The organism is Kitasatospora sp. NPDC059599 (assembly GCF_042735125.1).
GTDB lineage: Bacteria > Actinomycetota > Actinomycetes > Streptomycetales > Streptomycetaceae > Kitasatospora.
In genome coordinates this window covers 13,150-33,297 of the sequence record NZ_JBHWCL010000025.1, presented here as the reverse complement: position 1 = coordinate 33,297, position 20,148 = coordinate 13,150, and the positions used below count along the sequence as shown (strand labels likewise).

Below are 20,148 nucleotides of genomic sequence, written 5' to 3'. Positions count from 1 at the left end.
TCTCTGCCATGCGAACTGGCTTACGCCAGACCTGACAACCGACAGATGCCCAACTGTGATCTGCAGGCATGCACCTCCACGATCTCCGGCATAACCCTCTTCACATGGCTGTAACAGGCATGTCAAGATGACCGGACGCCCAATCCGGAAATTCGTCCGGAAAGCATCGAAGCCGACTTGACGGACAATCAAGTCGGCTTCGCGGTGGAGATTACGGCGAGAAACGGTGGTGGCAATCAGCGCCCGGGGTAACCGGGCCACGGCCGCTGGGGCTGTTGCTGCTGGGGCTGCTGCTGCCAGCCCTGCGCGGGCGGCTGCGTGCCGTACGCCCACCCGGGCGTCGGCTGCCCGGGCATCGACGGCCCCGGGTACGCGGGCGGCGGGTACGGACCGGTCGCCGGGCGGCCGGCCTCCCGGTCGAAGAACGGTCGCGCGTTGGCGCGCATCCACAGCGCCACCGGGTCGTACTCGTCCGACATCGCCACCGTGGACACCGCGAGCCCCTCCGGGGCCACCGCGATCGCCCGCTGCATCAGCGCACGCACCGCCTCCACCGCGGGCGGCGAACTCTCGTACAGGTCCAGGCCGATCGCCAGGTAGGGCTCCCCCACCGCCGGCTGCACCCAGGCCCGGCGCAGCGCCCGGACCGCGCGCACCTCGGCGGCCTGCCGCTCCAGCAACGCGAAGAACTGCGGGGCGTTCAGCTGCGGCTCGCTCAGTTTCAGCGGCCCGGCGGGCAGCCGGTCCAGGCCCGCGGCGATCCGCCGCAGATCGGCCCAGGGCACGCCGACGCCGCCGCCGGGCGCGTGCGGGTTCAGCCACAGGCCCCAGCGGGTGCGGTACAGCGAGGCGGCGATCTCCGGGCCGGAGATGACCTCGTGGGCCCGCGCCCAGCCGGAGGCGGCCAGTTGCTCGGGCGAGGTGACGGCCGGCGCGTAACCGTGGCCGCTGATCTCCATGTTCCCGTACTGCGCGTCCGGGCTGCCCGGCGTGCCGTGCCAGAGCAGCATCCAGACCCGGCCGTCCGCCAGCGCGTGCAGCAGTCGCTCGTACGCGTCGTAGCGCTCCGGCGCGACCTCGCGCAGGGCGTGCTCCAACACGCCGGGATCCGCTCCCGGGCGCCCGGCCGGTGCCTGGTGGCTCCAGGGCCCCGGCACCCCGCCCGCTCCCGTTCCCGCACTCATGCGCCCACCTCGCCGCGCCTCTTTCCTCGAACCCGCCGGCCCGTCGGCCGTCTGCACGCACCCTATGGCGCGGCACCGGCCACCGCCACGGCGACGTGCCTGTGATACGAAGCCGCTCACACCCGCGTGTAGAAAGGCAGTACCCGGGTGAGCAGCCACTCGACCACCGGGTCGTCGGCGAGGTCGAGCAGTACGAGGTGGACGCCGCCCGGCAGCGGCGCGGTTCCCAGCGCTCGGCCGAGCGCGTCGTTCACCGCGGCCGGGTCGGCCGGGGCCGCCGGATCCAACTGGACGCCCACGAACATCACGGTGGGCTCGCCCTCGATGCTGGCCAGCGCCCTGCGGGCGGTCAACACTCCGGGGAGGGCCGACAGTTCGGCCCGGCAGGCGGCCAGGAAGTGCTCCGGGTCCTCGCCCGGCACCGGCTCGCGCAGCGCGACCCGGCCGCCGGTCGGCGCCGGATCCTCGGCGCCCTCCCAGCGGTCCTCGCGCGGACCGCGCCGCAGCTCGGCCACGCCCTCCGGCGGCACCGGGATGCCCACCGCCGCCTCCGGGTTCACCGCGATCCCCACGCCCAGCGGCAGTCCGCGGGCGAACTCCCAGACCGGCGCGATCGCGAAGGCCATCCCCGGTGCCTGCTGCAGGAACACCTCCTGCGAGGAGAACACCGGCACGTACGGTTCACCGGCCAGCTCGACGGTCGGCAGGTCCAGCGACTGCCCCTGCGGGTCCGCTCCCGCGGGCAGCGGCACCCACACCTGGCTGCGGGCCAGCACCTCGATCACCCGCGGCGTCGCGCCCGGGTCACCCAGGGCCGCGGTCAGTACCTGCTCCAGCTCGTTGGCCGGCCACGTACCGCCCGCCGGCGCGCCCTCAGGACCGCCCCACCCCTGCTGCTGCTCCACCGGGTACCCCATGCGCCGCCGACTCCGCCCTCTGCCGGTCGGCCGCCCTCTGCTGCGCCGACGCGGAGCAGTCTAGGGCCCGGGGCAGGGGGGACGGGGGCACGTGTTCGGGCGGGTGCGGTCCGCCCGGGCGCGCGGCCGCCGTGTGACCGGGTCCCCCCTCCCTTCCTCGCCCGGGACGTGCCATGATGTGCGCGTCCGACGGCATGCGCCGCGGGCCCCACAACTCCATACCGGCCGCTCGAACCCGCGCGGGAGAGCCCGGAGTGCCGCAGCAGCGGTACGGCCGGCGCCGAAGGAGCAAGTCCTCCCCGGAATCTCTCAGGCCCCCCTACCGCACGGGTTAGGCACATCTGGAAAGCGGCGCACGGCCCTGTCGTACGCCCACCCACGGTGCAAGCCGCCATGCTGTCCCCCAAGCTGGAATCAGCTGCGGGCCGGCGTGCGGTGAAGCTCTCAGGTTCGACGACAGATGGGGAGACCCACGCCGCCGCATGCCCGCGCGCAGGGTCGGTCCCCGAGCGGGTCCGGTCCGGCGCGTGCACCCCTGAGTGCCCCGACCGAGGAGTTCCTGGCCATGTCGTCCCTCCGCCTGACCGCGCTCGACGCGCTGCACCGCGCCCTCGGCGCGACCATGACCGACTTCGCCGGCTGGGACATGCCGCTGCGCTACGGCAGCGAGCGCGAGGAGCACCTCGCCGTCCGCACCAAGGCCGGTCTGTTCGACCTCTCCCACATGGGCGAGATCACCGTCACCGGCCCCCAGGCCGGCGAGATGCTGGACCACGCGCTGGTCGGCTTCGTCTCCGCGCTGGGCGTGCTGCGCGCCCGCTACACCATGATCTGCGCCGAGGACGGCGGCATCCTGGACGACCTGATCGTCTACCGCCTGCGCGAGGACGCCTTCCTGGTCGTCGCCAACGCCTCCAACGCCCAGCTGGTCCTCGACGAGCTGATCGCCCGCGCCAAGGGCTTCGACGCCGTCGTCACCGACGACCGCGACACCTACGCGCTGATCGCCGTCCAGGGCCCGGAGGCCACCGCGATCCTGGCCGACACCACCGACGCCGACCTGCCCGGCCTCAAGTACTACGCGATCCTCCCGGCCCGGGTGGCCGGCCGCGACGTGCTGCTGGCCCGCACCGGCTACACCGGCGAGGACGGCTTCGAGGTCTTCTGCCACCCGGTCGACGCCGAGGAGATCTGGCAGGCGCTGACCACCGCCGGCGAGGGCCGCGGCCTGGTCCCGTGCGGTCTGTCCTGCCGCGACACGCTGCGCCTGGAGGCGGGCATGCCGCTGTACGGGCACGAGCTGTCCACCGACCTCACCCCGTTCGACGCGGGCCTGGGCCGGGTCGTCCGCTTCGACAAGACCACCAACGAGGGCGCCTTCATCGGCCGCAAGGCGCTGGAGCAGGCCGCCGCCGCGGCCGAGACCAACCCGCCGAAGGTGCTGGTCGGCCTGGTCTCCGACGGCAAGCGCGTCCCGCGCGCCGAGTACACCGTGGTCTCCGCCGACGGTACCCCGATCGGCCGGATCACCTCCGGTGCGCCGTCCCCGACGCTGGGGCAGCCGATCGCGATGGCCTACGTCGACGCGGCCCACGCCGCCCCCGGCACCACCGTCGCGGTGGACGTGCGCGGCAAGCACGAGCCGGTCCGGGTCGTGGCGCTGCCGTTCTACAAGCGCGCCCGCTGAGCGACCCCGCCGACCGTCCCCTTTCCCCGTACCCGCACGTCGAAGCTTTCCGCGCGGCGGCCCGCTTCGTCGTACCCGCTTCCCATCCTGGAGAATGACGCCATGAGCAACCCCTCGCACCTGAAGTACACCGAAGAGCACGAGTGGCTGACCGACGCCGAGGACGGCGTCTCCACCATCGGCATCACGCAGCACGCCGCCGACGCTCTCGGTGACATCGTCTACGTGCAGCTGCCCGAGGTCGGCGACGAGGTGACCGCCGGCGAGACCTGCGGCGAGCTGGAGTCCACCAAGTCGGTCAGCGACCTGTACTCGCCGGTGACCGGTGAGGTCACCGAGGTCAACCAGGACGTCCTGGACGACAACGGTCTGGTCAACAGCGCCCCGTTCGAGGGCGGCTGGCTGTTCAAGGTGCGCGTCGCGTCCACCGGCAAGCTGCTCACCGCGGACGAGTACAACGCCTTCATCAAGGCCTGACCCGTTCGTGACCGGGCGGGCCGCCCACGCGTCGGCCCGCCCCCACCGGGGCCCCCTTTCCTCCTCCACCGGGAAGAACACACCATGACGGTTCTCAACCAGTCCCTGCACGCCCTCGACCCGGAGATCGCCGCCGCGGTCGACGCCGAGCTGCACCGCCAGCAGACCACCCTGGAGATGATCGCCTCCGAGAACTTCGCCCCGGTGGCGGTCATGGAGGCCCAGGGCTCGGTGCTCACCAACAAGTACGCCGAGGGCTACCCCGGCCGTCGCTACTACGGCGGCTGCGAGCACGTCGACGTGGTCGAGCAGATCGCGATCGACCGCATCAAGGCCCTGTTCGGCGCCGAGCACGCCAACGTCCAGCCGCACTCCGGTGCGCAGGCCAACGCCGCCGCGATGTTCGCGCTGATCCAGCCGGGCGACACCATCCTGGGCCTGAGCCTGGCCCACGGTGGTCACCTGACCCACGGCATGAAGATCAACTTCTCCGGCAAGCTCTACAACGTGGCCGCGTACCACGTCGACGAGAAGACCGGCCAGGTCGACATGGCCGAGGTCGAGCGCCTCGCCAAGGAGCACCAGCCGAAGCTGATCATCGCGGGCTGGTCCGCCTACCCGCGCCAGCTGGACTTCGCCGCGTTCCGCCGGGTCGCCGACGAGGTCGGCGCGCTGCTCATGGTGGACATGGCGCACTTCGCCGGCCTGGTGGCCGCCGGGCTGCACCCGAACCCGGTGCCCTACGCGGACGTGGTCACCACCACCACCCACAAGACCCTGGGCGGCCCGCGCGGCGGCGTCATCCTGTCCAAGGCCGAGTACGCCAAGAAGATCAACTCCGCGGTCTTCCCCGGCCAGCAGGGCGGCCCGCTGGAGCACGTGATCGCCGGCAAGGCGGTCGCCTTCAAGGTCGCGGCCTCCGAGGAGTTCAAGGAGCGCCAGCAGCGCACCCTGGACGGCGCCCGGATCCTGGCCGAGCGCCTGCTGCAGGCCGACGTCGCCGAGGCCGGCGCGTCCGTCCTGTCCGGTGGCACCGACGTCCACCTGGTCCTGGTCGACCTGCGCAACAGCCAGCTCGACGGCCAGCAGGCCGAGGACCGCCTGCACGAGGTCGGCATCACCGTCAACCGCAACGCCATCCCGAACGACCCGCGCCCGCCGATGGTCACCTCGGGCCTGCGCATCGGCACCCCGGCCCTGGCCACCCGCGGCTTCCAGGCCGAGGACTTCCGCGAGGTCGCCGACATCATCGCCGAGGCGCTCAAGCCCGCCTTCGACGAGACCGTCGCCGACGCCCTGAAGGCCCGCGTCACCGCGCTGGCCGAGAAGTACCCGCTGTACCCGACCCTGGCCAACCAGGAGTAGGTACCGGCGGGCGGGGCGACCCGCCGGCAGGCCCACCGGCCGGCAGGTGACCGGCCGGTAGGTGACCGGGCTCACCCCTCCCGCGTACGTGGCACCCCGGGGCACCCCGCACACTGGACAGTGCGGGGTGCCCCGTCCTGTGCCCCCATGCCAGCAAGTCCTTCCACGAGACCAGACAAGGACGTCCCCCGTGGCCATCAGCGTCTTCGACCTCTTCTCCATCGGCATCGGCCCGTCGAGCTCCCACACCGTGGGCCCGATGCGCGCCGCCCGGATGTTCGCCCGCCGACTGCGGACCGAAGGCCTGCTGACCCAGGTGACCGGCGTGCGCGCCGAGCTGTACGGCTCCCTGGGCGCCACCGGTCACGGCCACGGCACGCCCAAGGCCGTCCTGCTGGGCCTGGAGAACCACTCCCCCCGCACCGTCGACGTCGACCAGGCCGACAAGGACGTCGAGCGGATCACCGCCGAGAAGAAGATCAACCTGCTCGGCGAGCACTCCATCGACTTCGACCCGGCCAACCAGCTGGTCCTGCACCGCCGCCGCTCGCTGCCGTACCACGCCAACGGCATGACCCTCTGGGCGTTCGCGGCGGACGGCTCCACGCTGCTGGAGAAGACCTACTACTCGGTCGGCGGCGGCTTCGTCGTCGACGAGGACGCGATCGGCGCCGACCGGGTCAAGCCCGACGACACCGCGCTGAAGTACCCCTTCCGCACCGGTGACGAACTGCTCCGGCTCAGCCGGGAGACCGGCCTGTCCATCTCCGGCCTGATGCTGGAGAACGAGAAGGCCTGGCGCAGCGAGGAGGAGATCCGCACCGGACTGCTGGAGATCTGGTCCGTGATGCAGGAGTGCGTGCGGGCCGGCATGACCCGCGAGGGCATCCTGCCGGGCGGTCTCAAGGTCCGCCGCCGGGCCGCCGCGGCGGCCCGGACGCTGCGCGCCGAGGGCATCGGCCCGGCCAACGCGATGGAGTGGGTGACCCTCTACGCGATGGCGGTCAACGAGGAGAACGCCTCCGGCCGCCGGGTGGTCACCGCGCCGACCAACGGCGCGGCGGGCATCATCCCGGCCGTACTGCACTACTACCTGAACTTCATCCCGGGCGCCGACGACGACGGCATCGTCCGCTTCCTGCTCGCGGCCGGCGCCATCGGCATGCTGTTCAAGGAGAACGCCTCCATCTCCGGCGCCGAGGTCGGCTGCCAGGGCGAGGTCGGCTCCGCCTGCTCGATGGCCGCGGGCGGCCTCGCCGAGGTCCTCGGCGGCACCCCCGAGCAGGTCGAGAACGCCGCCGAGATCGGCATCGAGCACAACCTCGGCCTCACCTGCGACCCGGTCGGCGGCCTGGTCCAGATCCCCTGCATCGAGCGCAACGGCATGGCGTCGGTCAAGGCCGTCACCGCGGCCCGGATGGCGCTGCGCGGCGACGGCCGGCACCACGTCTCGCTGGACAAGGCGATCAAGACGATGAAGGAGACCGGCGCCGACATGAAGATCAAGTACAAGGAGACCTCGCGCGGCGGCCTCGCCGTGAACGTCATCGAGTGCTGACCCCGAACTGACCGGTCACGGACCGTACACCGGTCACCGACCGTGCACCGGTCACGGACCGTGCACCGGTCCGGCGCGCCCCGGCCCCCGGGCGGAGATCCCCTCCGCCCGGGGGCCTTCGCGATTCCCGTGCGCTTTTTTACTGGCCGACGGTCCGTCAGGAGGTCCATAATCACGGCCAGTCGGTTCACGCCAGAGGGGGAGGCGGATGACCTTCCAGCCCGGGCCGGTGCGGCCCGACGAGCCGCCCGCACCGTTCCCACCGCCCGACGGACCACCACCACCACCACCGACGTCACCGTACGCGACGTCCGAGGCCACCCGGCTGCTCTGCGCCGGCGTCTACCTCGACCCGGACTACCGCCGGCGCGTCATCGGCGAACTGGTCGAGCACGATGAACGCTCCGTCCCGCCGTCGCTCGGCTTCGACCTGGTCACCGTCCTCGCGCACGCCCTCCGGGCCCGGGCCCTGGAGGTCCGCACCGGCGCGGCGCTCGCCACGGTCTGGCTCGGCTTCTTCTGCACCGTCTACTGGCCGCTGATCCGGAACCCGCCGGACGGCAGCTACTGGAGGGAGTACGCGAACGGGCTGACCCACGGGTACGACGGGGGTCCGTACGGCAGTGAGTCGACGGCCGACACCGTGTTCGCCGCGATCTCCCAGTACATGCCGCCGTTCACGGCCACCTTCCCCGTCCTCTACGCCGTGGTCTGCCTGCTGTCCTGGTACGCCAAGCCCGCGGACGTCCGGCAGCACGCGCTGTACGCCCCCGCCTCGTCCGCCGGCACCCGGCCGTCCGACGTCCGGCGCACGGCCGGCGGGTTCCTCTCCGCCCTCGCCGTGATCGCCCAGGTCCTCTACTGGACGCTGGCCCTGCTCACGCTGAAGGAAGGGGTCTGGGAGGGCACGCTGTTCCCGCTGGCACTCGCGGCCACGGTGGGCCTGCACCGGCTGAGGATCGCCCAGGTCATCCGGAGCGAGCTGACCCGCACCGCGTTCCCGCAGCATCCGCGCCGCCTGCCCGACCGGCCGCGCTACCGGGAGCTGTGGCGGGCGATCGCCGCCGAACAGCACTCGCCGCTCATCGTCTACGACCCGGCCGACCCCTTCCTCGGCGCCGGATTCCCCTTCAAGGTCTGGTCGTTCACCCTGGAGCTGAAGCGCCGCGGGACCGGCCCGGTGGCCCCCGGGGGCGGCCTCACCGCCCGGACCGTCCTCGAACTGGTCACCCCGCGCCTGGCCGAGCTGCGGCAGGCCGCCGCCGAGTCCAGCCTGGACCGGCTGAAGGACCTGGAGATCACACACGTCGTCTACCTCCCGTACGGTCCGGCGCGCCGCGAGGTGTCGCGCGCGGAGGCGGAGATCGACAGGCACATCGCCGAGGCGGTGGACGAGGGCGGCGAACGCCGTCGGCACTTCCTGCGCGTCCGGGTCGGCGCCTGGGACGAACAGGTGGTGACGACCCTGCAGTTGCGGGTGCACACCCAGGGGAACCTGCTGATGGTCGAGGTCGTCCCGCACGTGCTCGGACCGATCCGGCGCGACTACGAACTGCTGGCGGACGCGGTGGCCCAGCAGGGCACCCGGGCGGGCCGCCGCGGTTCGGCGATGTCCGCGTTCACCGCCGGGCCGGCCGCCCTCCGCGCGCTGCTGCGGCCGGGCGGCGGGCGGGCGACGGGCGGGTCGGCCGCCGACGACGAACCGGCGGCCGTGGCCGCCCGCCCGGTGGTCTCGCTGCGTGAGGCCGCCACCTCACCGGCCGTCTCGATCTTCCAGGAGCTGGACGTCAGGCGGTACGTGAAGTCGATCGAGGAGCGGATCATCGGGGGTCTGCGGGTCGCCTTGGAGCAGGCCGGGTACGAGACCGACCGCTTCGAGCAGAACGTGATCCAGGTGATGGAGGGCGGGATCCACATCGGCTCGATGAGCGGCGGCGCCGTCGCCACCAACGGGGGCACGGCCCGGTCCGGCGCCCCGGAGGCCCCGCCGCCCGGCGGCAAGCCCTCCTAGGTCCTGTCCGGACCTAGTACCTCCGTTCGCCACCACGGCGGGGGGAGTTCGGGATCGACACGAGCGAGGAGCAGCACGTGCGGCACGACGAGGAGAGCACTCCCCCGGCACCGGCGCCCGGCGGGGTGTCGATCGGCGCGATGACCGGCGGGGCCGTCGCCTCGGGCCCCGGCGCCCGCGCGGAGGACCGGTCGCAGCGGGCCGGGGCGCCCGGCCCGCTGCCCGACGTGAGCGGCGTGACGGTGCCCGCCCCGGCGCCCGGCGGCGTGTCGATCGGCGCGATGACCGGTGGGGCGGTCGCCACCGGCGAGGACGCGACGGCCGTCGACGCCTCGGTCCGCCTCGACGCGTCCGGCCGTGAACTGCTCGCCGCCGTCCGCGAGTTGCGCGGACACCTGCCGATGTTCACCCGGGTCGAGGGCAACGGCGTGGCCGAGGTGGAACAGGAGCTGGACGCCGTCGGCACCGCGCTCGAACAGACCGGCACCGCCCCGCGCACCCGGCTGGAACGGCTCCGCGACCTCCTCCGGAGCTCGGGCACGGCGGTGTCCGGGCTCGCCTCCGCGCTGGCGGTCGTGCAGGCGATCGAGCAGTTCCTGCCCTGAGCGGAGTCGCCGGTCGACGAGCAGCGGGCGGCAAAACAGCGGGCGACAAGCACCCGGGCCGCAGGCACCGGGTGGCAGGCGGGCATCGGGCATCGGGCACGAGGGTCGACGGGGGAGCGGGAATGGCGGGCACGTACTGGGACAAGAACCGGCAGCAGTGGGTCACCCGGCCGCCGGCGGGCCGGGAGGCTCCGCCGACTCCCCCGTCGCCGACGACGCCCCCACCGCCGTCGTTCCCGCCTCCGTCGTTCCCGCCCTCGGCTCCGCTTCCGCCTCCGCCTCCGGGAGAACCCCCGCTGATCACGGCACCGCGCGGCCCCCGGCCCGAGCGTCCGCCGACGCCCGGGGCCCGACGGCGCCGGCGGGTGCTGGTGGCCGCCCTCGCCGGGGTGCTCCTCGGCGCACTCGCGGGCGGCGGCGGGTACCTCCTGACCCGGCACGAGGACGGGGGCGGGCCGGCCACCGCGGCGACCCCGCCGGTCACCCCGGCGACCACCGCCCCCGGCTCCGGGTCCGCCTCGGCCGCCCCTTCCCCCGCGGCCACGGAGTCCCCCTCCCCCGCGCCCACCACCCCGGCGCCCGCGCCGACCCCCACCGGGCCGCACCTCAACCGGGTCCAGGACCCCAACGGATTCACCCTCCTCGTCCCGGACGGCTGGCAGCGGGATGAGGAGAACAACTCCACGTTCTACCGGACCCCGGACCAGCACAGCCTGGTCCAGGTGTACTCGATGCAGGCCGAGCCCCCGTACGAGATGGCCGTCGCCACCGACGCGGACCTGGTCAAGAGGAAGCTGCCGGGCTACAGCCGCATCCGGCTGGAGCAGACCGCCGGCGGCACCGCCGAGCTGGAGTACGCCTACGACAACGCCGAGACCGGCACCCGCCGGCGAGCCGTCGACCACATCCTCGTCGGCCCGGACGGCGTCGCCTACTCGATCATCGTGGCCGGGCCCGAGGACGACTGGCCCGCCCTGCTCCAGGGCCTCCGGGAGGCCGAGCTCACCGGCTTCTGCTTCACCGCCCGGTGCCCCGCGGGCACCGGCTGACCCGGGCCACCCGAGGGGGCTACGCCGCCCCCACCCGGGCCCCGGCCCCGCCGCCGGCCGGGTCGGCGTCCGCCGCCGCCGGCTGCGGGCGGGCCAGGCAGGCCACCGCGGTCGCCACCGCCGCCAGGGCCGCACCGCCCGCCACCGCGCCGTGCAGGCCCGCCGTCACGGCCGTGCCGACGGCGTCGCGGGTGGCGGCGGGCAGGCCCGCCAGTGCGGCCGGGGTGAGGTGGCCGCCACCGGTGAGGGCGGCGGCGTCGGCCGAGCCGAGGTGCCGGGTGAGCGAGCCGGTCAGGCGGGCCGTGTAGACCGCGCCGAGGCCGGCCATGCCGAGGGAGCCGCCGATGCTGCGGAGCAGGGTGACCACGCCCATCGCGGCGCCCATGTCCCGACGGGGCACGGCGCCCATCGAGGTCAGCAGGGTGCTCTGCATCAGCAGGCCGAGGCCGGTCCCGGCGACGGCGGTCAGGCCGGAGGCGAGCGCGACCGGGGTGTCGGTGCCGAGGAGCAGCAGCAGCGCCGACCCGGCGAGCACCAGCGCCCCGCCCAGCAGCGGGTAACGCCGCTCGCCGCCCGGCCGGGCCATCACCCGCCCGGTCACCAGTTGGGCGCCCATCATGCCGAGCATCAGCGGCAGCAGGAGCAGGCCGCCGGTGGTGGGTGAGGCGCCCTGGACGAGCTGCAGGTACTGCGGCAGGCAGCCGATCAGGGCGAGCATCACCGCGCCGGTGAGGAGGCCGAGGACCTGGGCCACCGTGAAGTTGCGGCTGCGGAACAGCGCGGGCGGGACCAACGGCCCGGGGGCGCGCCGCTCGACCCGGGCGAACCAGCCGAGCGCCACCACCGCCACCACGGCCGTCCCGAGGATCCAGGGGGACGTCCAGGCGTACGTGGTGCCGCCCCAGCTGCCGACCAGGGTGAGCGCGAGGATGCCGGTGGTCAGCAGGACGACCCCGGCCAGGTCGAAGGGTGCCCGCACGCGGTCGGTCCGCAGCCGCACCCCGACGCCCACCGCGAGCAGCGCGAACAGCCCGACCGGCAGGTTGACGTAGAACGCCCAGCGCCAGCTGAGCCGGTCGGTGAGGAATCCGCCGAGCAGCGGCCCACCCACGAAGGCGACCGGCATCAGCACGCCGATCACCGACTGCGTCCGCCCCCGGTCGGACGCCGGCACGAGCACCCCGATCACCGAGAGCGCGCCGACCATCAGTCCGCCCGCACCGACCCCCTGCAGGGCCCGGAAGGCGATCAGCTCACCCATCCCCCGCGCCAGCCCGGACAGGACCGAGCCGGCCAGGAACACCACCACCGCCCACTGGTAGGCGCCCTTGCGGCCGTACAGGTCGCCGAGCCGGCCCCAGAGCGGGGTGGCGGCGGCGGAGGTGAGCAGGTAGGCGGTGACCACCCAGGAGAGGTGTGCCAGTCCGCCGAGCTCGCCGACGATGGTCGGCAGCGCGGTGCCGACGATCTGCCCGTCGAGGGCCGAGAGGAAGAAGCCGAGCATCAGCCCGATCACGCCGAGCAGCGGCGGCTTGGTCTGCTCCTCGGCGGCCGGCTCCGGCCCGGGCCCCGATCCGGGGTCCGTGTCCCTGCCCGCGCCTGCGTCCGTGTCCGTGGTCATGGTCGTCCGCCCCCCGCCGCCGGCCGGCTCAGGCCGCGAACGGGCGGGTCTGCCGGGCGTCGCGCAGCGCGTGCGCCCACCAGGCCAGTTGGTCGAGCATGGTCTTGGCGGCGGCGTCGGCGGCCGGGTCGAGGGCCTTGCCGTCGGCGTCGAAGCACTGGGCGGCGCCGTGGAAGCTGACCGTGTTGCGGATCGTCGCCGCGTTCAGCTCGGCCAGGACCACCCGCAGCTGCTCGACGGCCCGGAGGCCGCCGGAGAGGCCGCCGTAGGAGACGAAGGCGACCGGCTTGCCGTGCCACTGCCGGTTGTGCCAGTCGATGGCGTTCTTCAGCGGCGCCGGGAAGCTGTGGTTGTACTCGGGGGTGACGATCACGAAGGCGTCGGCGGCCTCCAGCCGGGGGGACACGGCGGCCAGCAGGTCGGCGTCGCCCGGGGGCAGTTCGCCGCCGAAGGACGGGAAGGCGGTCGGCAGCGGGGTCTCCACCAGGTCGACCAGGTCGACGGCCGCGTCGCCGCGGGCGTCGAGGTGGCCGAGCAGCCAGTCGGCGACGACCGGGCCGAAGCGGCCGTCGCGGGTGCTGCCGACGATGACCGCGATCTTCAGGTGCTGCTCCGTGGACATGGGGGTCCCCCTCCGGGATGCGATGGACGGCACGCCGATGTGTACGGCGTATTCGACAGATACAACGTACACACGGTCGCGTACATCGTCCACTGTGGATACGCCGTACACTCCAGATACGCCGTACACGCCGAAGTGGTACGGTGGGGCCACCCAGACGGAAGGAGCCCGCCCCGTGCCCGCTCAGCAGGCCCCCGCCGGGGACACCCCCGCCGACGACGACAAGCCCCAGGTCTCGCTCTGGGAACGCCTCGCCCGCCCGGCCCCCGCGCCGCGCACCACGCTGACCCCGCAGCGGATCGCCGAGGCCGCGGTCGCCCTCGCCGACGCCGAGGGCCTGGACGCCGTCACCATGCGCCGCCTGGCCGGCGCGCTCGGCGTCGCCCCGATGGCCGCCTACCGGTACGTCTCCGGCAAGGACGAACTCATCGAGCTGATGGTCGACTTCGTGTACGGCCGGCTCCCCCTGGACGAACCGGCCGACGGCTGGCGGGACGCCATGCGCTCACTGGCCGTGCACCTGCGGGCGATGCACCTGGCGCACCCGTGGAGCGTCCGGGCAGCCACCCCGTTCGCCCTCGGGCCCAACCAACTCGCCGTCCCGGAACGCGCGTTCGCTGTACTGGCCGAGCACGGCCTGGACGCCGACACCACCATGGCGGTCTTCCGCACCGTCACCGGCTACGTGCACGGCTCGGTCGCCGCCGAGGTCACCCTGGAGAACCTCCGCCGCGAGCGCGGCTGGTCCGACGGCGACCAGACCCGGGCCGGACTCGCCCCCCGGATGAGCTGGCTGATGAGCACCGGCCGCTACCCCCGCTACCAGCGCTACCTGCACGAGGCCACCCGCAAGGACGACGCCGACTGGCAGTTCGGGACCGGCCTCGACTGCGTCCTCGACGGCATCGCCGCCCACTTCGGCATCTGAGGCCCGGCCGGGCACCGGGCGCGGGAGCCGCCGGACCGCCCGGCCTCCCCCGCACCGGCGGCCGCTCAGCCCCGGCGGCGGGCCGGGAGCGCGAGGCAGGCCAGCCCGCCGGCCAGGACGGCGAGACCGCACCAGGAGACGGCGGGCAGCCGCTCCCCCAGTGCCAGCACTCCGAGCACGGCGGCCACGGCAGGTTCGGCGAGGGTCAGCGTGGTGGCCGTCTGCGCGCTGGTGTGCCGCAGGCCGTAGCCGAACATCCGGTACGCGAGGTAGGTGGTGACCACGGCGAGGTGCAGCACGACCCCCGCGCCCCGCACCGAGAGCAGCCACCCGACCGGCCCGAGGAGCAGGACCGGCAGCACCAGCAGCGCCGCTCCGCCGAACATCGCCCCCATCACCCCGCCCGACGGGCGCCCCGCCGCGATCAGCCGCCCGCCGATCAGCGAGTACCCGGCGTACGAGAGCCCGGAGAGCGCCGCCAGCAGCACCCCGAGCGGGTCCACCGCCGCCCCGCCGCCGGAGAGTTCGGGCCCCAGCACCAGCACCGCGCAGCCGAGCACGGCCAGCGCCGTGGCCCCGGCCCACCGCCCGCCGGGCCGCCCCTGCCGGGCGAGCCACCCGAGCAGCCCGGTGAACACCGGCGCGCTGCCCAGTGCGATCACCGTCGCCACCGCGACGCCCGTACGGTGCACCGCCGGGTAGAAGGTCACCGGATACCCGGCCACCGCGACCGCACCGGCCGCGAGCAGCCACCGCTCGCGCGCCCCGCACCGCCGGGGCAGCGCCCAGGCGGTGCGGTCGGTGAGGAACAACAACAGCCCGCCGAGCACCAGCCCGGCCGCCCCGATCCCGGCCGCCGGGGCGCCGCCGGGCGCCAGCGAACTGACGGTCCCGGTGGTGCCCCAGAGAACGGCGGCGATCAGGATCGGCACCGCGCCGCCGCGCGGGCGGACGGGGCGGGGAGCCGTGGGAACGGAGCGGGCAGGCGAGGACAAACGATTCGGCACAGTCGTGTACTTCCGTCGTCGAAGACCGTCAGAGGAGAGGTTCCGAGAACGGGCGCACGCCATCAGCCCACGGCGGCCTCACGACGGCCGAGCCGGGGCGAAGGGGATCAAGCCACCTACGCGCGCGCCCGATCAGGCGCTGAGCGGCGGCAGCACGACGTGCCAGTACAGCTTCACGAACCCGATGCTACTCGGGCCGGGAGGTTCGGCTTCGCGGGACGTCGGCCGGGCCGACTTCCCGCGCGCCAGGAGAGGCCGATCAGAGGAGTCAGAGGAGTTGGAAGGTCCACTCCTGCTTCCAACCGCCCTCACAGGTCCACACCCCGAGCTGCTTGAAGTCGGAGTCGTGGGTGAGGCAGTCGTCGTCGCCGATCCGGATCCGGTACTTCCCGCCGCCGACGCTCACGAACTGCCACTTCTGGTTGGAGGTGTCGCCCCACGCCTGCTGCTCGGCGACATAGGTCGCCGGGTTCTCGGTGAGGTTGTACCCGAGGTCGTTGACGATCCGGTAGCGGTCCCCGCCCAGCGACTTGATCGTCCAGGTCGAGCCCTTGTACCCGAGGATCCCGCCGATGATCGGCGAACCCCAGCTCGCGGTCTCGTTGGGTGCCGACGCGCCCAGCCCGTTGGACAGCTTCAGGAACAGCGGCCGCTCGGTCGGAACGCCGGAACCGCCACCGCCGGTCGTCGGGGGATTCGTGGGCTTCGGCTTCGTCGGCGTGGTCGGGTCGGTCGGCGTGATCACACCGCCGGAGAAGCCCTCCAGCACCCACTCCTGCTGCCAGCCCGACTTGCACGTCCACACGCCGAGCTGCTTGAAGTCGGCGTCGTGGGCGAGGCAGTCGTCCCCGGAGATCCGGATCTGGTACTTGCCGTTGCCGACTGCGACGAGCTGCCACTTCTGCTGGGAGGAGTTGCTCCACGGCTGGAGTTCGGCCATGTAGTTGGCGTTCTCGGTGAGTTCCAGCCCGTAGGAGCTGGTGATCCGGTAGCGGCCGCCGCCCACCGGGGTGAGCTTCCACTTGGATTCGCTGCCACCCCGGATCCCGGGGACGACCGACGCGCCGGCGGAACCGCTGACCGGAACGGCGCCCAGCCCGTTGTCGAGCTTGAGGGTCACGTCGGCGCCGTTGGCGGGCGTGGTCGGGTTGGTGGTCGGCGGGGTGCCGCCCCAGGCCCAGTTCTGGTTGGGCGCGTCCCGCTTGTCCTCGGAGCCACAGCCCCAGGCCACCACCGGGCTGCCGTTGGCGGTCTGGCCGCTGTAGTCGTCGATGCAGACGTCCTTGGACCGGTCCTCCTGGTCCACCAGGTGCCGGAAACCGCCACTGGCCGACATGTTCCAGCGCTGCCCGGGGTTGTCCAGGCAGTCCCAGACCTGGAGCTTGGTCCCGCTCGCGGTGTTGTTGGCCGGCAGGTCCAGGCACTTGCCGTTGGCCGCCTGGAGCCGGTACCCGTTGTAGGTCCACTTCTGCGCGTCGCCGCCGTTGCACTCCCACATCTGTACGGGGGTGCCGTTCGCGGTGCCGTTGCCGCTGACGTCCAGGCAGGCGTGGTAGCCGGGGCGGCCGGAGTCGGGAGTCAGGCTGCCGGTCCTGGTGCCGTAGCCGGATCGCCCGGGGAAGTGGATGGTGCGCACGTCACCGTCGCACTTGTAGGGCCGCGCGGTGCCCGACCGGCAGGTCCACGAGTCCTTCTTGACGCTGTCGCCGTCGTTGCCGACGAACGCCCAGTTCATGAAGCCGCCGTCGGTCCGGTTGCGGAACGTCGAGTCCCCCTGGAAGACCCAGATCCGGAACACGTCGTAGCCGGAGGGATCCTTCTTCTCCTTGTCCAGGAAATGATTGAGCTTGTAGGTGGTGTCGAGCAGCACCCCCTTCATGTCGGCCTTGTACTCGCCCTTGAACCACTCGGTGTCGTACAGGTCGGTGCCCACCGTCTTGTACACCATGACGTTGAACCCCGGGAACTTCTGGCTCAACTTCGTCGCGGTGCTCTGGGTGAACTCCGCGTTGTCCAGCTTGTTGCTGTTCGCGGCGTTGCGCATGCCCCTGATCATGTCGAAGGCCGAATTGATCAGCGCGGTCATGCAGTTGCCGCCGCCCGGCGAGGCCGGGGTTCCGCAGGTCGTGTCCACGGGAGGCGCCGCCGACGCCGTCGGGGCCTGCACGGCCAGGCCGCCGAACACGGCGACTGCGGCGACCCCGCAGGCCAGGGCGCGTTTCAGGCGGGACAGGGGTTCCACGTCAAAACCATCCTTCTTCTCGGTAAAGCTGGATGGTAGGACCCGAAATCCCGCCGCATCGCGGCCGTTGACGATATCCATATGGCCCGAACGAAAAGCCCTGACACTTCTTTACGCGCCTCCCCGGAAGCGCCTCACGGTTATCACGAATTGATATCTCCTGAAGCGCTCCCCGCAGGCGCGGGGAGGGCGATTTCGAACCATACGGTTTTGCCGATGAAGCCCTCGCCGCGCGGGTGGGCACCCCAGGAGGTGGCGAGGGCTGCGACGAGTTCGAGGCCTCGGCCGGACTCGTCGTCGAGGGCTGCCCGGCGCAGGGCCGGGAGCTCGGGGCTGGCGTCGGAGACCTCGATGCGGAGCACGGAGCAGGTGGGGAGAAGGAGGCGGACGCCGATCAGCCGGTCGCGCGGGGCGCGGGCGTGGCGGCAGGCGTTGGTGACGAGTTCGCTCAGGAGGATCAGGGCGATCTCGGTGGACTCGATCGGCACCTCCCACGTGAGGGCCTGCCGCAGCAGACGGAGGCGGGCACGGCCGGCGCTTCGGGGGAGTCGGGGGAACATCCACTCGACGGCATCGACGGGCTGAGTGTTCATCGGAGTCCTTGGGGGTGTACGGAAGGCTTCACTCACAAGGGCTGAGTTCGGCCATTTCACCCTTCTAGAGTCGGGAGCCGGACCTACCCTCAGTAGTCACACCGTTGGTACAGCGTGAGAGTCGACCGCTGGATGACCAGGGACGATGAGGGGGTTCGGGATGACCACGCCGAAGCAGAACCCGATGGCCTGGAAGTACTGCGGCGATCAGGTCAAGCGGTGGCGGGAGCAAGCCGGGGTCACCCGCGAGCAGTTGTGCCAGGCTGCGAGCTACGACTACGAGAGCGTGCGGTCGATGGAGGCGGGGAGGCGGAAGCCGTCGCTCAAGTTGCTCACCGTCGCCGATGAGTTGTGCGACGCGAGGGGGATGCTGCTGGCGGCGACCGACTTCCTGAAGCCGGAGAAGTTCCCGTCCTACTCGCAGGGCTACACGCATGCCGAAGCTGATGCCATCGCGATCCACACATACGAAGCCCTGCTCATCCCGGGATTGCTCCAGACCGAGGAGTACGCCCGCGAGCTGATCAGCCACGCCTGTCCGCCCCTGGACAACGAGACGGTTGAAGTCCGCGTCGCGGGCCGAATGCAACGCCAGGAGAAGCTGACGAGCTCACCGCCAGTGCTGTTCGGGTTCGTGATCTACGAAGCAGCGCTGCGCGCAAAGGTCGGCAGTGCGGACCTCATGAAGAGGCAGCTCGCGCACATCGTCGAGATGAGCGACCTACGCAACATCGCAATTCAGGTGCTCCCTGCAAACCGTGCGGCATACGCGGCCCTGACCGGCCCCATCATCCTGCTGGAAACCGCAGACCGCGAGCAGTTGGCCTACGTGGAAGGGCATCGAACCGGCGTATTGCATGCCGACCCCGACAAGGTCAACGTGATCACGCAACGACATGGCATGATCCGCATGCAGGCCCTCAGCACTGAGGAGTCCGTGGAGTTCATCGGGAAAGTCTCGGAGGAGCTATGAACGCTGGAACCGAGTGGTTCAAGTCGAGTTACAGCAACGACGAGGGCGGCGCCTGCGTCGAGATCGCCCCTTCCCCCACCGCCGTCCACGTCCGGGACTCCAAGGACAAGGCCGGCCCGACCCTCACCTTCTCTCCCGCCGCCTGGTCCGCCTTCGTCGCCTTCGCCGCCGAAGCTCAAGCCGCCGAGTCCGAGTGATCCCTTGGTGGAATGGGTGGGCAACCACCTTCCAACCACCCCTGCACGCAGCAGATATGACTAATCGTCATCAGCTCACCACGGCCCGTCGCGCCGTGTAGCGTGCCCGTAACGAATCAACCCCCGGCCGGTGCGCCAACACCGAGCGGGGGTCTGACCACCCCGATCGACGAAGGACTCGATCCTGTGGCTACCCACGACTCTACCTTCCCCATGGCCTCGCCCGGATACGGCAAGCAGTCCGCCCCGGGGCAACTTCCCCCGGCTGCCGACGACTTCGCGCACCTCCCGGTCCGCGAGGCGTACCTCGCCGGCCTGATCGACCACCTCCCCGACGGCGCCGCCATGGACGTCAAGACGCTCGCCGCCTACCAGCCGCTCTTCGGGCAGATGGCCGTCCGTACGGCCCTCAACAGGCTCTCCACCGCCGGTCACCTGCGCCGCGTCCGCGAGCGCGTGAACGCCGACCGTCCCCAGTGGGTGTTCCGCACCTACTTCTCCCGGACGCCTCGCAGCGACGCCTGGTGGAACCACTTCCTCGCCACCGGCGAGGCGGGCGAGTCAACGGAAAACGCACCCGATCCCCCGGAGGAGCGAAGCGCCACCGCGCCCTCCCCGGTGTCCCCCGCCTACGCCGCCCTCGCCGGCCTCGGCATCGCGGACACCCGTCTCGCCCTCTCCGCCGCCGACTGTGCCGCCCTCGAACCGCTCGCCGCCGAGTGGCTGGCCCGGGACGTCACCCCCGCCCTCTTCACGGCGGCCCTCACCGCAGGGCTGCCGACGCCGGTCCACAGCCCGGTGGCCTTCACGCGCCGTCGCCTGCTCGACAAGATGCCCCCGGAACGCCCCGCGCCGGCCGCCCGGGCCACCCGCATCCCCGAGTGCACCGAGTGCCGCACCCCGTGCCGCCCCCAGGCCCTTCTGGGCGGCCTCTGCAGCGCCTGCCGCTCCCCCCGCGGCATCAACCGGGCGGCATCGCCTCCGTCCCGCCTCTCCCCCGTCTCGGTCCACCGCCACGCTGCCCGGATCCGCGCGGAACTGAGGACGGCCGCGCGCCAAGGATCATGAATATTCACAGGTATCAGCGTTAACCTATGCAAAATCCAAAGGTG

Annotated in this window: 18 protein-coding genes and 1 riboswitch; of the genes, 11 read left to right on the top strand and 7 right to left on the bottom strand. The window is 72.4% G+C overall.

Annotated features, from left to right (window positions below; all coding sequences use genetic code 11):
* Positions 1–236: 236 nt before the first annotated feature.
* On the bottom strand, positions 237–1,184 hold the full coding sequence (locus ACFV04_RS12130) for an enhanced serine sensitivity protein SseB C-terminal domain-containing protein (protein WP_380528674.1): 948 nt from the start codon (positions 1,182–1,184) through the stop codon (positions 237–239).
* Between the two features lie 116 nt (positions 1,185–1,300).
* Positions 1,301–2,101 carry an enhanced serine sensitivity protein SseB C-terminal domain-containing protein gene (locus tag ACFV04_RS12125; protein WP_360254131.1) on the bottom strand — a complete coding sequence of 267 codons (801 nt, stop codon included), beginning with the start codon at positions 2,099–2,101 and terminating at the stop codon, positions 1,301–1,303.
* Positions 2,102–2,331: 230 nt separating this feature from the next.
* Positions 2,332–2,436, top strand: a riboswitch (glycine riboswitch).
* 230 nt (positions 2,437–2,666) lie between these two features.
* Here ACFV04_RS12125 and gcvT point away from each other — a divergent pair.
* From gcvT to ACFV04_RS12090, 7 genes are all read left to right on the top strand, one after another.
* Positions 2,667–3,788 carry a glycine cleavage system aminomethyltransferase GcvT gene (gene gcvT / locus ACFV04_RS12120; RefSeq protein ID WP_380528672.1) on the top strand — a complete coding sequence of 374 codons (1,122 nt, stop codon included), beginning with the start codon at positions 2,667–2,669 and terminating at the stop codon, positions 3,786–3,788.
* Between the two features lie 102 nt (positions 3,789–3,890).
* Positions 3,891–4,265, top strand: coding sequence for a glycine cleavage system protein GcvH (gcvH, locus tag ACFV04_RS12115; RefSeq protein ID WP_360254127.1), 375 nt, complete (start codon positions 3,891–3,893; stop codon positions 4,263–4,265).
* A gap of 84 nt (positions 4,266–4,349) precedes the next feature.
* Positions 4,350–5,630 (top strand): serine hydroxymethyltransferase, encoded by a 1,281-nt coding sequence (gene glyA / locus ACFV04_RS12110; RefSeq protein WP_380345655.1) that lies wholly within the window; start codon positions 4,350–4,352, stop codon positions 5,628–5,630.
* A gap of 190 nt (positions 5,631–5,820) precedes the next feature.
* Positions 5,821–7,188 carry an L-serine ammonia-lyase gene (locus ACFV04_RS12105; RefSeq protein ID WP_380345657.1) on the top strand — a complete coding sequence of 456 codons (1,368 nt, stop codon included), beginning with the start codon at positions 5,821–5,823 and terminating at the stop codon, positions 7,186–7,188.
* Between the two features lie 208 nt (positions 7,189–7,396).
* A complete protein-coding gene (locus ACFV04_RS12100; protein WP_380528669.1) occupies positions 7,397–9,199 on the top strand; it encodes a hypothetical protein in 1,803 nt (600 codons plus the stop codon).
* A 77-nt stretch (positions 9,200–9,276) separates the two neighbouring features.
* Positions 9,277–9,804 (top strand): hypothetical protein, encoded by a 528-nt coding sequence (locus ACFV04_RS12095; RefSeq protein ID WP_380528667.1) that lies wholly within the window; start codon positions 9,277–9,279, stop codon positions 9,802–9,804.
* 365 nt (positions 9,805–10,169) lie between these two features.
* Positions 10,170–10,853 (top strand): hypothetical protein, encoded by a 684-nt coding sequence (locus tag ACFV04_RS12090; protein ID WP_380345663.1) that lies wholly within the window; start codon positions 10,170–10,172, stop codon positions 10,851–10,853.
* A gap of 19 nt (positions 10,854–10,872) precedes the next feature.
* On the opposite strand, the gene ACFV04_RS12085 is transcribed toward ACFV04_RS12090, so the two are convergent.
* The gene (locus ACFV04_RS12085) at positions 10,873–12,474 is read right to left on the bottom strand and encodes an MDR family MFS transporter (RefSeq protein WP_380528665.1); all 1,602 of its coding nucleotides are present in this window, start codon (positions 12,472–12,474) and stop codon (positions 10,873–10,875) included.
* A gap of 28 nt (positions 12,475–12,502) precedes the next feature.
* Complete coding sequence (locus ACFV04_RS12080) at positions 12,503–13,096, bottom strand: NADPH-dependent FMN reductase (RefSeq protein ID WP_380345667.1); 594 nt, start codon at positions 13,094–13,096, stop codon at positions 12,503–12,505.
* 175 nt (positions 13,097–13,271) lie between these two features.
* On the opposite strand from ACFV04_RS12080, the gene ACFV04_RS12075 reads away from it, so the two are divergent.
* The gene (locus ACFV04_RS12075; RefSeq protein ID WP_380345669.1) at positions 13,272–14,024 is read left to right on the top strand and encodes a TetR/AcrR family transcriptional regulator; all 753 of its coding nucleotides are present in this window, start codon (positions 13,272–13,274) and stop codon (positions 14,022–14,024) included.
* Positions 14,025–14,089: 65 nt separating this feature from the next.
* On the opposite strand, the gene ACFV04_RS12070 is transcribed toward ACFV04_RS12075, so the two are convergent.
* The 3 genes from ACFV04_RS12070 to ACFV04_RS12060 all read right to left on the bottom strand — a co-directional run bounded on the left by ACFV04_RS12070 (position 14,090) and on the right by ACFV04_RS12060 (position 17,866).
* Positions 14,090–15,031, bottom strand: a complete 942-nt coding sequence (locus ACFV04_RS12070; protein ID WP_380528662.1) for an EamA family transporter — start codon at positions 15,029–15,031, stop codon at positions 14,090–14,092.
* 268 nt (positions 15,032–15,299) lie between these two features.
* Complete coding sequence (locus ACFV04_RS12065) at positions 15,300–17,273, bottom strand: ricin-type beta-trefoil lectin domain protein (protein WP_380345673.1); 1,974 nt, start codon at positions 17,271–17,273, stop codon at positions 15,300–15,302.
* A gap of 143 nt (positions 17,274–17,416) precedes the next feature.
* Positions 17,417–17,866, bottom strand: a complete 450-nt coding sequence (locus ACFV04_RS12060) for an ATP-binding protein (protein WP_380528660.1) — start codon at positions 17,864–17,866, stop codon at positions 17,417–17,419.
* A gap of 160 nt (positions 17,867–18,026) precedes the next feature.
* Between ACFV04_RS12060 and ACFV04_RS12055 the strand changes: the two genes are divergently transcribed.
* The 3 genes from ACFV04_RS12055 to ACFV04_RS12045 all read left to right on the top strand — a co-directional run bounded on the left by ACFV04_RS12055 (position 18,027) and on the right by ACFV04_RS12045 (position 20,104).
* Positions 18,027–18,839 (top strand): helix-turn-helix domain-containing protein, encoded by an 813-nt coding sequence (locus ACFV04_RS12055; RefSeq protein ID WP_380345677.1) that lies wholly within the window; start codon positions 18,027–18,029, stop codon positions 18,837–18,839.
* On the top strand, positions 18,836–19,036 hold the full coding sequence (locus ACFV04_RS12050; protein ID WP_380345678.1) for a DUF397 domain-containing protein: 201 nt from the start codon (positions 18,836–18,838) through the stop codon (positions 19,034–19,036). Before ACFV04_RS12055 ends, ACFV04_RS12050 begins: the two co-directional genes overlap by 4 nt.
* 213 nt (positions 19,037–19,249) lie before the next feature.
* Positions 19,250–20,104, top strand: coding sequence for a hypothetical protein (locus ACFV04_RS12045; protein ID WP_380528658.1), 855 nt, complete (start codon positions 19,250–19,252; stop codon positions 20,102–20,104).
* The last annotated feature ends 44 nt before the right edge of the window (positions 20,105–20,148 follow it).

Coding starts and splice junctions, on each gene's coding strand:
- ACFV04_RS12125 (WP_360254131.1), bottom strand. CDS start 2,101: ATGGGGTACCCGGTGGAGCAGCAGCAGGGGTGGGGCGGTCCTGAGGGC.
- gcvT (WP_380528672.1), top strand. CDS start 2,667: ATGTCGTCCCTCCGCCTGACCGCGCTCGACGCGCTGCACCGCGCCCTC.
- ACFV04_RS12130 (WP_380528674.1), bottom strand. CDS start 1,184: ATGAGTGCGGGAACGGGAGCGGGCGGGGTGCCGGGGCCCTGGAGCCAC.
- ACFV04_RS12085 (WP_380528665.1), bottom strand. CDS start 12,474: ATGACCACGGACACGGACGCAGGCGCGGGCAGGGACACGGACCCCGGA.
- ACFV04_RS12055 (WP_380345677.1), top strand. CDS start 18,027: ATGACCACGCCGAAGCAGAACCCGATGGCCTGGAAGTACTGCGGCGAT.
- glyA (WP_380345655.1), top strand. CDS start 4,350: ATGACGGTTCTCAACCAGTCCCTGCACGCCCTCGACCCGGAGATCGCC.
- ACFV04_RS12100 (WP_380528669.1), top strand. CDS start 7,397: ATGACCTTCCAGCCCGGGCCGGTGCGGCCCGACGAGCCGCCCGCACCG.
- ACFV04_RS12050 (WP_380345678.1), top strand. CDS start 18,836: ATGAACGCTGGAACCGAGTGGTTCAAGTCGAGTTACAGCAACGACGAG.
- gcvH (WP_360254127.1), top strand. CDS start 3,891: ATGAGCAACCCCTCGCACCTGAAGTACACCGAAGAGCACGAGTGGCTG.
- ACFV04_RS12045 (WP_380528658.1), top strand. CDS start 19,250: ATGGCCTCGCCCGGATACGGCAAGCAGTCCGCCCCGGGGCAACTTCCC.
- ACFV04_RS12080 (WP_380345667.1), bottom strand. CDS start 13,096: ATGTCCACGGAGCAGCACCTGAAGATCGCGGTCATCGTCGGCAGCACC.
- ACFV04_RS12060 (WP_380528660.1), bottom strand. CDS start 17,866: ATGAACACTCAGCCCGTCGATGCCGTCGAGTGGATGTTCCCCCGACTC.